We start from the raw sequence: 12,955 nt of genomic DNA, 5'->3' as shown, positions 1-12,955 counted from the left end.
GATCAGTCAGCTACTGAACAACCCTGCCTTCTTCCGCTCCAGCGCCCACCAGTAGAAGCCGGCGCGGCACAGGAAGAACAGGTGGATCGAGATCCATAGCCCAGTATTGCCGAACGCCCCCTGCAGCACCACGGCGGCGGCGAGGAACAGGGCAAGCGCCAGCACCATGCCGTTACGCATCACCGTGTTGAGCGTGATGCCGACCAGAATGCCGTCGAAGACGAAGGCCGGCATGCCGGTGAGCGAGGAGAGCGCCGCGACCCACAGGAACATCCGGGCATATTCGCGCACCGGCTCGCTGGTGGTCATGAAGTCGATCAGGTACCAGCCGCCGGCGAACCAGACCAGCGCCAGGCCCACGGCGATCAGCGTGCCCCAGCGGAATGCCAGGGTGTAGGCACGGTCGAAGGCCGGCCGCCAGTTGGCGCCGACCGCCTTGCCGCAGAGCTGCTCGGCCGCCTGGGCGATGCCATCGAGAAAAAAGCCAGAAATCATCAGGAAGTTGAGGAGGATGGCGTTGGCGGCGAGCGGCACCTCGCCCAGTCGCGAGCCTTGCGCGGCGAAATCGGCATAGGCGCCCATCAGGGCGATCGAACGGATCATCAGGTCGCGGCTGAGGCCGAACATCCGGCGGAGCGCATGGCCATGGAACAGCTCGTCCGGCACGATCAGCGCCGCTACCTTCCTGAACCCGCCGAAATGGCGGACCAGCAGCACGAGGCCGAGCAGGCACGCGGCCGCCTGGCCGATCACCGTGGCCAGCGCTGCACCATGCGGGCCCCAGCCAAAGCTCATCACGAACAGGATGGACAGCGGAATGTCGAGCCCGTGGATCAGCATCTGCAGCATCATGCCGGTCTTGGCCCGGGCCCGACCGTAGAACCAGCCGAGCAGCGCGTAGTTGATCAGTGAGAATGGCGCCGCCCAGATCCGCACTTCGAAATACTGCTTCAGCGCCTCGGCGACGCCTGCGGTCGGCGCCATCGCGAGGTTGGCCAGCGCCAGCAGCGGCAGTTGCAGCGCGATCATCAGCACGGCGGCGATCACCCCGATGCCGATCGCTCGCGCCACATGCAGAAGGCCGTCGCGCGGGTCGCGCGCCCCGATCGCCTGCGCCGTCAGCCCGGCTGTGCCGGTCCTGAGGAAATACGCCATCGAGAAGATGAAATCGAACACCAGCGCGCCCAGCACGACGCCGCCCAGCATCGCGGCATCGCCTTGCCGGCCGATCACGGTGATGTCGACCAGCCCGGCCAGCGGCTCGGTGATGAAGGCCACGGAAGCGGGCAGCGCAATGGCCCAGACGTCGCGCGAGCGCACGTCGAACGGATAGGTCGGTCGGGTCAAGTCAGTGCTCGGTGAGAAGGTCTATGGCGATATCGGCACGGCCGCGGGAGCGTTTCACCAGATCATAATTGGCGAGGTCGACGCGCTCGACATGCTGCCGGTTGCGCTCGGCGGTGAACAGGCCATGCTCGGCATGCCGGGCCAGCAGCCGCGCCTTCACTGTGTCGCGCGGCAGGTCGATGAACACCGCAAGGTCGAGCAGCGGTCGCACCTGCCACCATGGCGCATTGGCCAGCAGCAGATAGTTGCCCTCGACCACCAGCACCCGCGCGCCAGCCGGAACGATGAAGGCGTCGATCACCACGTCCTCGATCTCACGCGAATAGCCCGGGCCGCTCACCTGCAGCGTTGCCGCCTTCACCCCGGCGAGGAACTCGGCGAACGCCGCGCCTTCGAAAGTGTGCGGCGCGCCCTTGTCCTTAACGGTGCCGAGGCTCTCGAGCTTGGCGTGCCGCATGTGGAAGCCGTCCATCGGCACATAAGCGGCGAGGTCAGGGGTTGTCGCGTTCAGCGCCTCCACCAGCTTCACCGCCAGCGTCGATTTGCCGACCCCTGGCCCGCCGGCGAGCCCGATGGCGATGCGCCCGTCGTAGGTGGTCAGCATGTGCTGCACCCGCTCGATCAGCAGCGCCAGCGCCGCCTCCGGCCTCAGCTGCAACACCTGCTGTTCGTTGTCGTTCATCGGGGCCCTCCGGCGAATGGCGTAGCGGATTCCGAGCCCGTGGCCCACCCCCCTCCCGGCCTCCCCCACAAGGGGGGAGGTGAAGAGGCGATTGTGGCTCGATAGCGCCAAGAGCACCAAAGCGGCACCTCCCCCTTGTGGGGGGAGGATGGGAAGGGGGTGGCCACACACGCTGATGCAAGTGCTCTTGCCCCTTCCACCGCCTCCCCCCATACTAGGCACAAACCGGGAACACCCCTTGCCCCTCCGCTCAGAGATCACCGACTGGTTCGCCGGCAAGGGCTGGGCGCCGCGTGCGCATCAGCTGGCGGTGCTTGAAGCGACCGAAGCCGGGGACTCGGCGCTGCTGATCGCCCCGACCGGCGCCGGCAAGACGCTGGCCGGGTTCCTGCCCACCATCAACGACCTGATCGAAAACCCGCGGCCCGGGCTGCACACGCTCTATCTCTCCCCGCTCAAGGCGCTGGCGGTCGACGTGCAGCGCAACCTGATGACGCCGATCAGCGAGATGGGCCTTGGCATCCGGGTCGAGGCTCGCACCGGCGATACCCCGTCGCACCGGCGGCAGCGGCAGCGCTACGACCCGCCGCAGATCCTGCTGACCACGCCCGAGCAGCTGGCGCTGCTGCTGAGCCACCCGGATGCGAACAAACTGTTCGCTTCGCTCCGGCGCGTCGTGCTCGACGAGTTGCACGCCATGGTCACCAACAAGCGCGGCGAGCTGATGTCGCTCGGTGTCGCGCGGCTCGGCTCCATCGCGCCACAGCTCAGGATCACCGCGCTCAGCGCCACCGTCGCCCGCCCTGACCTGTTGCGAGACTGGATCGCGAGCCCCGTGCCGGGCGCCGAAGCGCGGCTGCTGATGGGGCAGGGCGGAGCGAAGCCGCATATCGAAATTCTGAAGTCTGAGCAGGTGATTCCCTGGGCCGGACACTCCTCGCTCTACGCCATCCCCGACCTCTACCGCACCATCAAGGAGCACAAGACGACGCTCTTGTTCGTCAACACGCGCAGCCAGGCCGAGATGCTGTTCCAGGAACTGTGGCAGGCCAACGAGGACATGCTGCCCATCGCCATGCATCACGGCTCGCTGGCGGTGGAGCAGCGGCGCAAGGTCGAAGCGGCTATGTCGGAGGGCCGGCTGCGCGCGGTGGTTTGCACCTCGACGCTCGACCTGGGCATCGACTGGGGCGATGTCGATCTCGTGGTGCAGGTCGGCGCCCCCAAGGGTGCGAGCCGCATGCTGCAGCGCATCGGCCGCGCCAATCACCGGCTCGATGAGCCGTCGAAGGCGCTGTTCGTCCCCTCCAACCGCTTCGAGGTGCTGGAATGCGAGGCGGCGCTGGAGGCGGTAGAGCATGGCTCGCAGGACAGTGAGGATCCGGTGTCGGGCGGGCTCGACGTGCTGGCCCAGCACATTCTCGGCAGTGCCTGCGCCGATGCCTTCGATCCGGTTTTGCTGCACGCCGAAATCCGCCGGGCCTGGCCCTATCGCGATCTCAGCTGGGAGCAGTTCGAGCGCACCGTCGATTTCGTCGCCACCGGCGGCTATGCGCTGCGCGCCTACGAGCGCTACGCCAAGCTCAGGCCAACCGGCGACGGCAAGTTCCGTATTTCCAACCCACAGGTGGCGCAGCAATATCGGCTCAATATCGGCACCATCGTCGAGGAGCCGATGGTGAAGGTGCGGCTGGTGAAGGGGCGCGGCTTCACCAAGGGCGCCACCACCGGCCCGATCGGCCGCTTCGGCCTGGTGCTGGGCGAGATGGAGGAATACTTCTTCACCACGCTCACCAAGGGCGACACTTTCCTCTTCGGCTCCGAGATCGTCGCCTATGAGGGGATGTTCGAGAGCGAGGCCTATGTCTCGCGCTCGCAGGGCAAGGACCCGAAAATCCCCTCCTACATGGGCGGCAAGTTCCCGCTCTCCACTTTCCTCGCCGATGGGGTGCGCAAGCTCCTCGCCCACCCGGACGAGTGGCACCTGTTGCCCGACCAGGTGAGCGACTGGCTGCGCCTGCAGCAGGAGGCCTCGATCCTGCCCGCGCAAGACTCGCTGCTGGTCGAGACCTTTCCGCGCGGCGCGCAGAACTATCTCGTCTGCTATCCGTTCGAGGGCCGGCTGGCACACCAGACGCTGGGGATGCTGTTGACCCGCCGGCTGGAGCGGGCCCGTGCCCGCCCGCTCGGTTTCGTCGCTTCCGACTACTCGCTCGCGGTGTGGGGCCTGGGTGATTTCTCGGCGTTGATCCGCACCAACCGGCTGTCGCTCGACGACCTGTTCGACGAGGACATGCTGGGCGACGACCTCGAAGCCTGGCTCGATGAGAGCCAGCTGATGCGCCGCACCTTCCGCAACTGCGCCATCATCGCCGGGCTGATCGAGCGCCGGCATCCGGGCCAGAAGGAGAAGACCGGCCGGCAGATCACCGTCTCCTCCGATATCATCTACGATGTGCTCTACCAGCACGAGCCCGACCACATCCTGATCCAGGCCACCCGCCGCGACGCGGCGCGTGGGCTGCTCGATATCGAGCGGCTCGGCCACATGCTTGCCCGCATCAAGCGTCACATCGTGCACAAGCCGCTCGACCGAATCTCGCCATTGGCGGTACCGGTATTGCTCGATATCGGAAAGGTTCCGGTGGTCGGCGAGGCCCGCGAAAGCACCATGGCCGAAGCCGCCGAGGAACTGATCGCCGAGGCCATGGGCGTCAGCCCCGCGTCAAGCGAGATGAGGAAACGGGCGAATTGACTTCAGCCTGGGCAGCGCGCACTGCCCCGATCGACGACAAGGGCGACCCCGTGTACCTGCAGTTCGCCGGTCACAGCTTCGAGCCGCTCCCCTCGGGCGCCCTGTGGTGGGCCGCCGAGGGCGTGTTGCTGGTCGCCGACCTGCACCTCGAAAAGCTCTCGTCCTTCGCCCGACGCGGCAGCCTGCTGCCACCCTACGATACCGGACTGACGCTCCGCCGCCTCGAGGCGGACCTCACCACAACCGGCGCCACCGAAGTCATTGCGCTGGGCGACAGTTTTCACCGCGACGAGGGCACTTCGACGCTGCAGCCGGCCGACCGGTTGCGGCTTGCTACCCTAATGGGCAAGGCCCGCTGGACCTGGATTTCGGGCAACCACGATCCCGCCCCGCACAGCCTCGGCGGCGCTTGTGTCACCGGCCTCAGCCGCGCCGGTCTGACGCTGACGCACGAACCCGGGGCGGGGCAGGGCGTCATCGCCGGCCACCTCCACCCCGCTGCCCATGTGGCGATGAACGGCCGCTCGGTTCGGCGCCCGTGCTTCGTCCACGATGGCCGGCTGATGGTGCTCCCCGCCTATGGCTCCGCCACCGGCAGCCTCAATATCCTCAGTCCGGCATTCGTTGGTCTGCTGCATTGGCCGACGCTGGAGGTGGCGATGATCGGGCGGGGGCGGGTGTACCCGGTGAGCCCCAAGCGGCTGGTGCCCGGCTACGACTGGTAGCCGCTTGGCGACCTCGGTAAGCCGCTTGGCGACCTCTGGCCGTATCGACCCGACCAGCATTTTGGAGAACTGTTATCCGGCGGTGGGCCGTCCCCCCGGGCGCTTGACTGCGCCCGCAGTTATGGAGACCAACCATGCTGCATATCGCGAACGCGCGACTTCCGGTCCTTATCCTCGGCATCACCTTCGTCCTGTCATTTGGCGCCTCGGCCATCGCCGAGAGCCGGGTGGTCTTCCAAGCCAGCAAGGACGACGTCAAGAAAGCCTGCGACAACATCGAGGGCGGTGGCGGCGTTCCGGTGAAGGGCGAAGGCGGCACCGGCTATGGCTGCTACAACACCAATAACGGCGTTCTGGTCGCCTGCTCCGACGGCGGCACCTGCACCGGCTACCTGCCCAAGGGCGCTCCGCGCAAGAAGGCCCTGGGCAATGTGCTGAACTTCGGTGCTGGGTTTGGCTCCGCGCCCGAGGCGAAAAGCTCGGAAGGCGCCGGCGGCGACGGCAGCGGGGGTGGTGGTGCCGGTGGCGAGGTGCCCTGTGGCGGCCCCGACGGCTGCATCCAGTAGCTCGGCGCGCCGAAATAAACTGCTGTCTTGCTCTTGATCGGCATGTAACACACCACCCACGTGTCAGCCTCACACAGGATGGGACGCCTGACATGCATGGGATCGTGAAACTTGCCACCGCTTCGGCGGCTTTACTGTTGCTCGTTGCGCCGGCCCTTGCCGAGACGCGCACTATCGAGCTGCCGGCCTTTAGCGCGCTTGATGTTTCCTCGGGCATCGATGCCGTTGTCAGCATCGGGGCGACGCAGTCGATCACCGCCGAAGCCAAGGACAAGCGATTGCTCGACGACCTGCAGCTCAAGGTCGATGGCAACACGCTGAAGGCCTATTACGACTGGAGCTTCTTCGACATCTTCACGTTCGGCAACCGCGACCAGATCAAGCTGACCATCACCGTGCCGGCGCTCGACAAGATCGAAGCCAGTGCCGGCTCCGACGTCGTCGCCACCGGGGTCTCCGGCGATGCGCTGGAGTTCGGGGCCTCGAGCGGCGCCGACCTGTCGCTCAGCGGCGTGGTGGGCAAATCCATCGACCTCGATGCCTCCTCCGGCGCCGGACTCAAGATCGAGGGCACCTGCGAGACGGGAAAGGCCAACGCCTCGTCCGGCTCGGATCTCGATGCCGAAGATCTGCTCTGCGCCACCATGGATGCCAACGCCTCCAGTGGTTCGGACCTCGAGGTCTATGCCTCGAAGTCGATCAAGGCGAACGCCTCGTCGGGCTCCGACCTCAGCATCTACGGCAACCCGGCCGAGGTGGACCAGGAATCGAGCAGCGGCAGCGACATCAAGATCGAGAATTAGGCTTGGGCACAACCTGGGCTTGGCTAAGCCCACCGGGGGTCATCCCCGCGAAAGCGGGGAACTCCGTTTGCGATCGTGCGGCAGGCACAAAAACAGAGGTTCCCGCTTTCGCGGGAATGACCCGGTGGGTGGGGCACGACCCTAACTTTGCGCGTATGCGCGCAGGTGGGGATGACACCGGCACGGGCGGGGAGGTCTCGCCCTAGCGCTTGAACACCACGCCGCCGAGCCAGCCGGTAAACAGCGCCAGCGCCACACAGACGAGGCCGTAGAGCAGGGGCTGCGTGCGCGCCGATTGGCCGAGGAAGCGCTCGAAGCCGATCTTGCGGACCGAGAAGCCGTCGGATTTCTCGGCGATCACCTTGCCGTCCTTGATCAGGTAGGTATGCGCCAGATAGGGCCCCGGCGGAGCATCCGAGGGCAGCACGACCTGCGCGAAGTAGAAGGTGTCCGACCGGAACACCACGCCGTTCTCGTTGAGCTTGAACATGCCCTTCTGCTGCATCAGCCGGGTGAGTTCCCCGCCGAACACCGTGGCGTCCCACCAACCGGCCTTGGCGGTGTAGCGCGCCTGGTTCTCGAGCGGGATTTCCTTTTCCGCCAAGGTGATCGGGTCGGTGATGTTGCTCAGCGGCGCATCGCTCAGCACCTGGTAGAACGAGGGGAAGCGCTCGAACTCGGCTTGCGAGGTATTGAGCCAGATGCCGAATTGGTTGGTTTTGCGCCGCGCCACCCGGTTCTGCAGCGGCCCGGTTACCGTGATGATCACGTGGTAGGGCCCCTCGACGAAGCGCTGCTCGGCGCCCACCTCCGGTTCGATCGATCCAAACAGCGTCAGCGTCTGGCCGGCAAAGCTCGAAGTGATCGACACCTCGTCCTGGCTCACCTGCGTCACCAGCCGCTCGGCAAGGGCCGGCGAGGCGGCGACAACCAGCGCCAGCGCGAGCAGCAGCCGGCGCATCAGATCACCCCCGACGCGCCGATCACGGCGGTCGAATAGACGTCGCCCGGCGTCAGCACCAGGCTGATGCCGAAGCGGATGGCGACGGCAAGAACGAGGATGGCGAGCAGCGCGCGCAGTTGTTCGCCGCGCAGGTACTTGCCGGCCGAGGCGCCGAACTGCGCCCCCACCGTGCCGCCCACCATCAGGCAGAAGGCGAGCAGGATATCGACGCTCTGGCTGGAGACGGCGTGGAGGATGGTGGTGGCCGCCATCATAGCCACCACCTGTAAGAGCGAGGTGCCGATCACCATGTTGCCGGGCATCCTGAGGATGTAGACCAGCGCCGGCACCAGGATGAAGCCGCCGCCGATGCCCAACAGCGACCCGACGAAGCCGATGGCAACGCCCAGCGCCAGCACCGGGATCACCGAGATGTAGAGCCGCGATTTCTTGAACCGCACGCGCCAGGGCAGGCCGTGGAACCAGTTGTGCTGGTTGGGCAGCTTCTCGCGCACGACGATGCCGGCGCGGCGCTTCATGATGGCGCGCGCCGCCTCGACCAGCATCAGCGTGCCGACGAAACCGAGGAGGATCAAGAAGCCGAGCGAGATGACGAGATCGAGCTGGCCGGCGGCGCGCAGCACCTGGAAGGTCGCGACGCCGCCGAACGCCCCGAGCACACCCGACAGCACCAGGTACAGTGCCATGTGCAGGTCGATCTGCCCGCGCCGGTAGTAACTCAATGCGCCGGAGGTGGAAGCCGCCACCACCTGGCCGGTCACCGAGGCCACCGCGACCGAGGAAGGGACGCCCGAAAAGATCAGCAGTGGGGTCAACAGGAACCCGCCGCCCACCCCGAACAGCCCCGACAGGAACCCGACCGCACCCCCGATCCCCACGAGGAAGAACAGGTTCATCGAAAGCTCGGCGATCGGCAGATAGACCTGCACGTGGGGCGTCCAATAGCACTAGGGCATTCCCGAGGCTCTAGCGTGAGGCCGCGACGGAAATGCGACGGTTTTTCGCGAAATGCCACCGAGCATTAGCAGCAAAATACAAAGGCTAGGTTAGCCTACCGGGTGGGTCGGGAATATGGGACTTAGGCCGTTCCACCTCCCGACCAACTCATTCCAGCCGCTTGCGGAACTTCATATCGGCGCGGTGCTGCTTGTTGCGCTTGATCCGAACCTTGCGGCTTTCGGCTTGTGCCTTGGGGTCTTCCTTGCCGGTATGGAAGTTCAGCTCGCGCTGCAGCTTGCCGTAAGCCCGCCAGCGCGCCGCATCGAGCGCGCCGGTTTCCAGCGCCGCGGCGATAGCGCAGCCGGGCTCGCCGTCATGGCCGCAGTCCCGGAAGCGGCATCGCGCGGCGAGCGCCTCGATATCGGCAAAGGCGGTGGACATGCCATCGCCAGCCTCCCACAGCCCGAGCTCGCGCATGCCGGGCGTATCGAGGATCAGTGCCCCGCTGGGCAGCAGCACGAGTTCGCGATGCGAGGTGGTGTGCCGGCCCCGCGCGTCGTCCTCGCGGATGGCCTGGGTGGCCATTTGCTCCCGGCCGGCCAGCGCGTTGACCAGCGTTGATTTGCCAACGCCCGAACTGCCAAGCAACACGGCCGTCTGTCCGGGCCTGAGATAGGCCCGCAAGGCGTCGAGCCCGGCCCCCGTCACCGCCGAGACGGCCAGCACCGGCACGCCCATCGCCACCGCTTCGATTTCGCTGAGGCGGGCCTCGGCGTCGCTGCACATATCGGCCTTGGTCAGGACGACAACCGGGTCGGCTCCGCTCTCCCATGCCGTAGCGAGATAGCGCTCGATCCGGCGCGCATTGAGATCGGCGTTCATCGAGGCGGCGAGCAGTGCGACATCGACATTGACGGCGACAAGCTGAGCGCGCGCCGCACCCGGGCCGCTAGCCCGGCGCATGAACGTACTGCTGCGGGGCAGCACATGCTGGATGCTGGCGCTGCGCTCGGCCGGCCGCGCCTGGACCGCAACCCAGTCGCCGGTGACCGGAAGCGCTCCGTCCTCGGCGTCATGGGCGAGCTTGCCGGCCAGCGTGGCCGTCAGCTCGCCGATTTCGGTGACGATGTCATAGAGCCCGCGCTGCTGCACGATGACCCGCGCCGGGATCAGACCCGCGGCCGCATGGGGGGTAAATTGCTGCTTGAGCGCATCGCTCCAGCCGTATTGTTCGAGCAAGATGGAATTCCTTGGATCAGGGCCATGAAGGCGCCAGCCGGAATCCCGTGTGTGCGGAAGTTACGCGGCAGCGCGACGGAAGGCGGTTCTCACAATGTCTGTCATCGGAACGCCTCCTCTGTTGCGCGGGCGAGGGGAAGCTAGCCCTCACCCGGGCGCCTGTCAACGCGATCGCGGCGCGCCGGACGCAGGGATTGCCGGAACGCCAGCGGGCTTTGCTTCGTCCATCGCTTGAAGCGCTGGCTGAAATAGAACTGGCTGTCGAACCCCACGGTTTCGGCGATCTGCATCACCGAGAAGCCGGTGCGGGCCAACAGCTCAGTGGCGCGCTGCATCCGGCGCATCTCGAGGTAGCGCTGCACGCTCTGGCCGGTCTCTTCAGTGAACAGATGCGCGAGCCGCGAGCTCGAGAGGCCGACGGCGCCGGCGACATCGTCGAGCAGAACCTTGCTGGCGAGGTTGCCGTCGAGGTAGTCCATCGCGCGGCGCACGCGCGCATCGTAATGCGACGTGGCAGCGAGCGGGTTCATCAGATCGCATTCCAGCAGCAGACCCTCGAGCGCATGCATGGCAAAAGCCTCCCGCTGTCTGAGGTCGCCATGCAGCAACCGGTGCACCTCGTGGAAGCGCTCCGCGGCGTTCGGGGGGGCGGGCCGCAGCAGCAAGAGGCCGGGTGCGATGGCCGGCCAATCGAGCCATTCCAGCCAATGGGCGCGCGGATGGAAGTGCACCCAGAGCAGCTCCCAGCCGGTTGCAGACGCGGCAACCGCATAATCGTGCAGGGTCCCCGGCCGGATCAGCACCCAGTCGCCGGGGCTGGAGATGAGGTCTCCGCCTGCGTGGCCGAACCGGCCGGCGCCGGCGATCGTCAAGATCAGCAGCCAGTCCCCGACGCCATCAGGTCGATACACCCGGTAGCCGGATGTTTCGTGGAAGTGCCCGGTCAGCAGACGGAGGACAGGGGCATGTGCGAGCGCTTGAGCTTGGGCCATAGCAGAATATTACATGCGGTCGACGGAATGTTCCATGTTGCTTGCGGCTTCACCGGCTTAGCTTGCTGGCAATAGGAGGAACCCAATGGCACTGTCGACCGAGCAGAGGCAGCAGTTCGAGCGTGACGGCTTTCTGGCGCTGCGCGGCCTGTTCAGCCGCGATGAAATCGACGAGATCCGCGAGACCTTCATGACGCTGGCCAAGGATGGGCCGGTGCCGGGTTTGTCCGATGTGCCCAAGGCGCGTGCCGGGGCGCCGGCCGCCTCGAGCGATCCCCTCTCGCGCTATCCCAGGATGATGCATCCGCACAAGCACCTGGACAAGTCGGTTGGCCCGCTCGCCTTGCGCTACATGCGCGACCCGCGGCTCCGGCCGATCCTTGCCGAACTGTTCGGCGAGGATCCCTTCGCCTGCCAGTCGATGTTCTACTTCAAGCCGCCGGGCGCCCGTGGTCAGGATCTGCACCAGGACAATTTCTACCTCCGGGTGAAGCCGGGCACCTGCATGGCCGCCTGGGTCGCCGTGGATGATGCCGATGCCGGCAATGGCGGCATGATGTGCGTGCCCCAGACCGCCGGCCTCGACATTGCCTGCCCCGAAAAGGCCGACCCGACGCTGTTCTTTACAACGGAGCATGTCGAGCCGCCGCCGGGCCTCGAGCCGCAGATGATGGAGCTGAAGGCTGGCGACGTGCTGTTCTTCAATGGCAGCGTTATCCATGGATCGACGCCGAACACCAGCACCGATCGTTTCCGTCGCTCGCTGATCTTCCACTATGTGCCGGCCAGCACCATCGAGATGAGCCACTACTACGAAGCCCTGAGCTTCGACGGCGAGAAGCAGGACATTGCCGTCAATATGGATGGCGGCCCTTGCGGCACCACACAGGATCTCCCCACTGGACCGCACTGAAAGTCGAGGGGCTCAGGCCCGCGCGGCGCCGAAGCGGTCGCGGTAGGCGCTGGCGGAGAGGCCGGTCACTTTCTGGAACACCCGCCGAAAGGCAGAAGGATCCTTGTAGCCGACGTTCCAGGCGATCCGCTCCACTGTGTCGCGGCTGAACTCCAGCCGCTCACGCGCCAGTGCAATCCGCAGCGCTTGCACATACTCGGTCGGCCTGAGGCCGGTGGCCTTCTGGAAGCGGCGAAGGAAGGTGCGGGTCTCGAGCCCGGCTCGTTCGGCCAGGTCGGGGACGTTGATCTCCTCGCTGCGATGCGCCTGCAGCCAGTGCTGCACCTTCAGCACCGCGTCGTCGCCATGCGACAGGCGCGGCGCAAAGGTCGAGTAGTGGCGCTGCTCGCGCCCCGCCGGGTCGACCAGCAGGAACTTTGCCGTATCGGCCATCACCGTTGGGCCCAGCACGCGGTGGACGAGGCGGATCCCCAGATCGGTCCAGGCCAGCATGCCGCCGGCAGTGATGATGTCGCCATCCTCGACGATGATGTCGCCGGCAGTGACCTCCACATCCGGAAACGCCGCCCCGAAGGCATCGGCATAAAGCCAGTGCGTCGTCGCCCGTCGTCCCGACAGCAGTCCTGTATGCCCGAGCATGAAAGCGCCGCCGCAAATCGAGGCAATGGTTGCGCCGCTGTCGTGCCGCTGTCGCAGCCAGCCGCCGAAGTCTGCCGCTTCCTCGGCGGTCAGCGGATCGGCCAACCGACCAGGGATGACGATGTATTCGGGCTGCCCGGGCAGCCCGGGATCGCTGTCATAGCTGCGTTCGAAGCCGGCCTCGCCCACCCGCCAGTGGCTGGTGCGGATGCGATCGGCACCGCCATGCTGGCGTGCATAGTCGTTGGCGACCTGGAACGCGTCGGTGAGCCCGTGCACCGATGCCATGGCGCAGCCGGGGTAGAGCAGGAGGCCGATTTCAGTGTGTCTCAACGCGTCCATCGTCTTTGTCACTTCTGGCCCCGACTATGTCAGTTGCGGCAATCGTCGC

12 protein-coding genes are annotated in these 12,955 nt (G+C 66.3%); 5 read left to right on the top strand and 7 right to left on the bottom strand.

Annotation, left to right across the window (positions count from 1 at the left end):
• Window positions 1–6 precede the first annotated feature (6 nt).
• Together AC1ROK_RS07310 and AC1ROK_RS07305 are read right to left on the bottom strand one after the other, a co-directional pair.
• Entirely contained in the window at window positions 7–1,347 is a 1,341-nt protein-coding gene (locus AC1ROK_RS07310; protein ID WP_492845328.1) for an MATE family efflux transporter, read from the bottom strand.
• Between the two features lies 1 nt (window position 1,348).
• Window positions 1,349–2,029, bottom strand: a complete 681-nt coding sequence (locus AC1ROK_RS07305) for a nucleoside/nucleotide kinase family protein (protein ID WP_492845326.1) — start codon at window positions 2,027–2,029, stop codon at window positions 1,349–1,351.
• Window positions 2,030–2,267: 238 nt separating this feature from the next.
• Here AC1ROK_RS07305 and AC1ROK_RS07300 point away from each other — a divergent pair, with 238 nt between their 5' ends.
• From AC1ROK_RS07300 to AC1ROK_RS07285, 4 genes are all read left to right on the top strand, one after another.
• Window positions 2,268–4,784: a ligase-associated DNA damage response DEXH box helicase gene (locus AC1ROK_RS07300; protein ID WP_492845324.1), complete on the top strand. Its 2,517-nt coding sequence runs from the start codon at window positions 2,268–2,270 to the stop codon at window positions 4,782–4,784.
• On the top strand, window positions 4,781–5,509 hold the full coding sequence (pdeM, locus tag AC1ROK_RS07295; protein WP_492845323.1) for a ligase-associated DNA damage response endonuclease PdeM: 729 nt from the start codon (window positions 4,781–4,783) through the stop codon (window positions 5,507–5,509). Before AC1ROK_RS07300 ends, pdeM begins: the two co-directional genes overlap by 4 nt.
• A 134-nt stretch (window positions 5,510–5,643) precedes the next feature.
• The gene (locus tag AC1ROK_RS07290; protein WP_492845321.1) at window positions 5,644–6,075 is read left to right on the top strand and encodes a hypothetical protein; all 432 of its coding nucleotides are present in this window, start codon (window positions 5,644–5,646) and stop codon (window positions 6,073–6,075) included.
• A 104-nt stretch (window positions 6,076–6,179) separates the two neighbouring features.
• Window positions 6,180–6,878 carry a head GIN domain-containing protein gene (locus AC1ROK_RS07285; RefSeq protein WP_492845320.1) on the top strand — a complete coding sequence of 233 codons (699 nt, stop codon included), beginning with the start codon at window positions 6,180–6,182 and terminating at the stop codon, window positions 6,876–6,878.
• A gap of 202 nt (window positions 6,879–7,080) precedes the next feature.
• On the opposite strand, the gene AC1ROK_RS07280 is transcribed toward AC1ROK_RS07285, so the two are convergent.
• From AC1ROK_RS07280 to AC1ROK_RS07265, 4 genes are all read right to left on the bottom strand, one after another.
• Complete coding sequence (locus AC1ROK_RS07280) at window positions 7,081–7,839, bottom strand: TIGR02186 family protein (protein WP_492845318.1); 759 nt, start codon at window positions 7,837–7,839, stop codon at window positions 7,081–7,083.
• Window positions 7,839–8,771, bottom strand: a complete 933-nt coding sequence (locus AC1ROK_RS07275; RefSeq protein ID WP_492845315.1) for a sulfite exporter TauE/SafE family protein — start codon at window positions 8,769–8,771, stop codon at window positions 7,839–7,841. Before AC1ROK_RS07275 ends, AC1ROK_RS07280 begins: the two co-directional genes overlap by 1 nt.
• Window positions 8,772–8,946: 175 nt before the next feature.
• On the bottom strand, window positions 8,947–10,020 hold the full coding sequence (gene rsgA, locus AC1ROK_RS07270; RefSeq protein WP_492845314.1) for a ribosome small subunit-dependent GTPase A: 1,074 nt from the start codon (window positions 10,018–10,020) through the stop codon (window positions 8,947–8,949).
• Between the two features lie 140 nt (window positions 10,021–10,160).
• On the bottom strand, window positions 10,161–11,012 hold the full coding sequence (locus AC1ROK_RS07265; RefSeq protein WP_492845312.1) for a helix-turn-helix domain-containing protein: 852 nt from the start codon (window positions 11,010–11,012) through the stop codon (window positions 10,161–10,163).
• An 85-nt stretch (window positions 11,013–11,097) separates the two neighbouring features.
• On the opposite strand from AC1ROK_RS07265, the gene AC1ROK_RS07260 reads away from it, so the two are divergent.
• The gene (locus tag AC1ROK_RS07260; protein ID WP_492845310.1) at window positions 11,098–11,925 is read left to right on the top strand and encodes a phytanoyl-CoA dioxygenase family protein; all 828 of its coding nucleotides are present in this window, start codon (window positions 11,098–11,100) and stop codon (window positions 11,923–11,925) included.
• A gap of 12 nt (window positions 11,926–11,937) precedes the next feature.
• Here AC1ROK_RS07260 and AC1ROK_RS07255 read toward each other — a convergent pair whose 3' ends face one another.
• Window positions 11,938–12,906: a GlxA family transcriptional regulator gene (locus AC1ROK_RS07255; protein WP_492845308.1), complete on the bottom strand. Its 969-nt coding sequence runs from the start codon at window positions 12,904–12,906 to the stop codon at window positions 11,938–11,940.
• Window positions 12,907–12,955: the final 49 nt, after the last annotated feature.

The organism is Devosia sp. GW821-FHT12F11, assembly GCF_058806655.1.
Note: the sequence above shows the minus strand (reverse complement) of the source record. Positions and strands in the feature narration are given on the sequence as shown.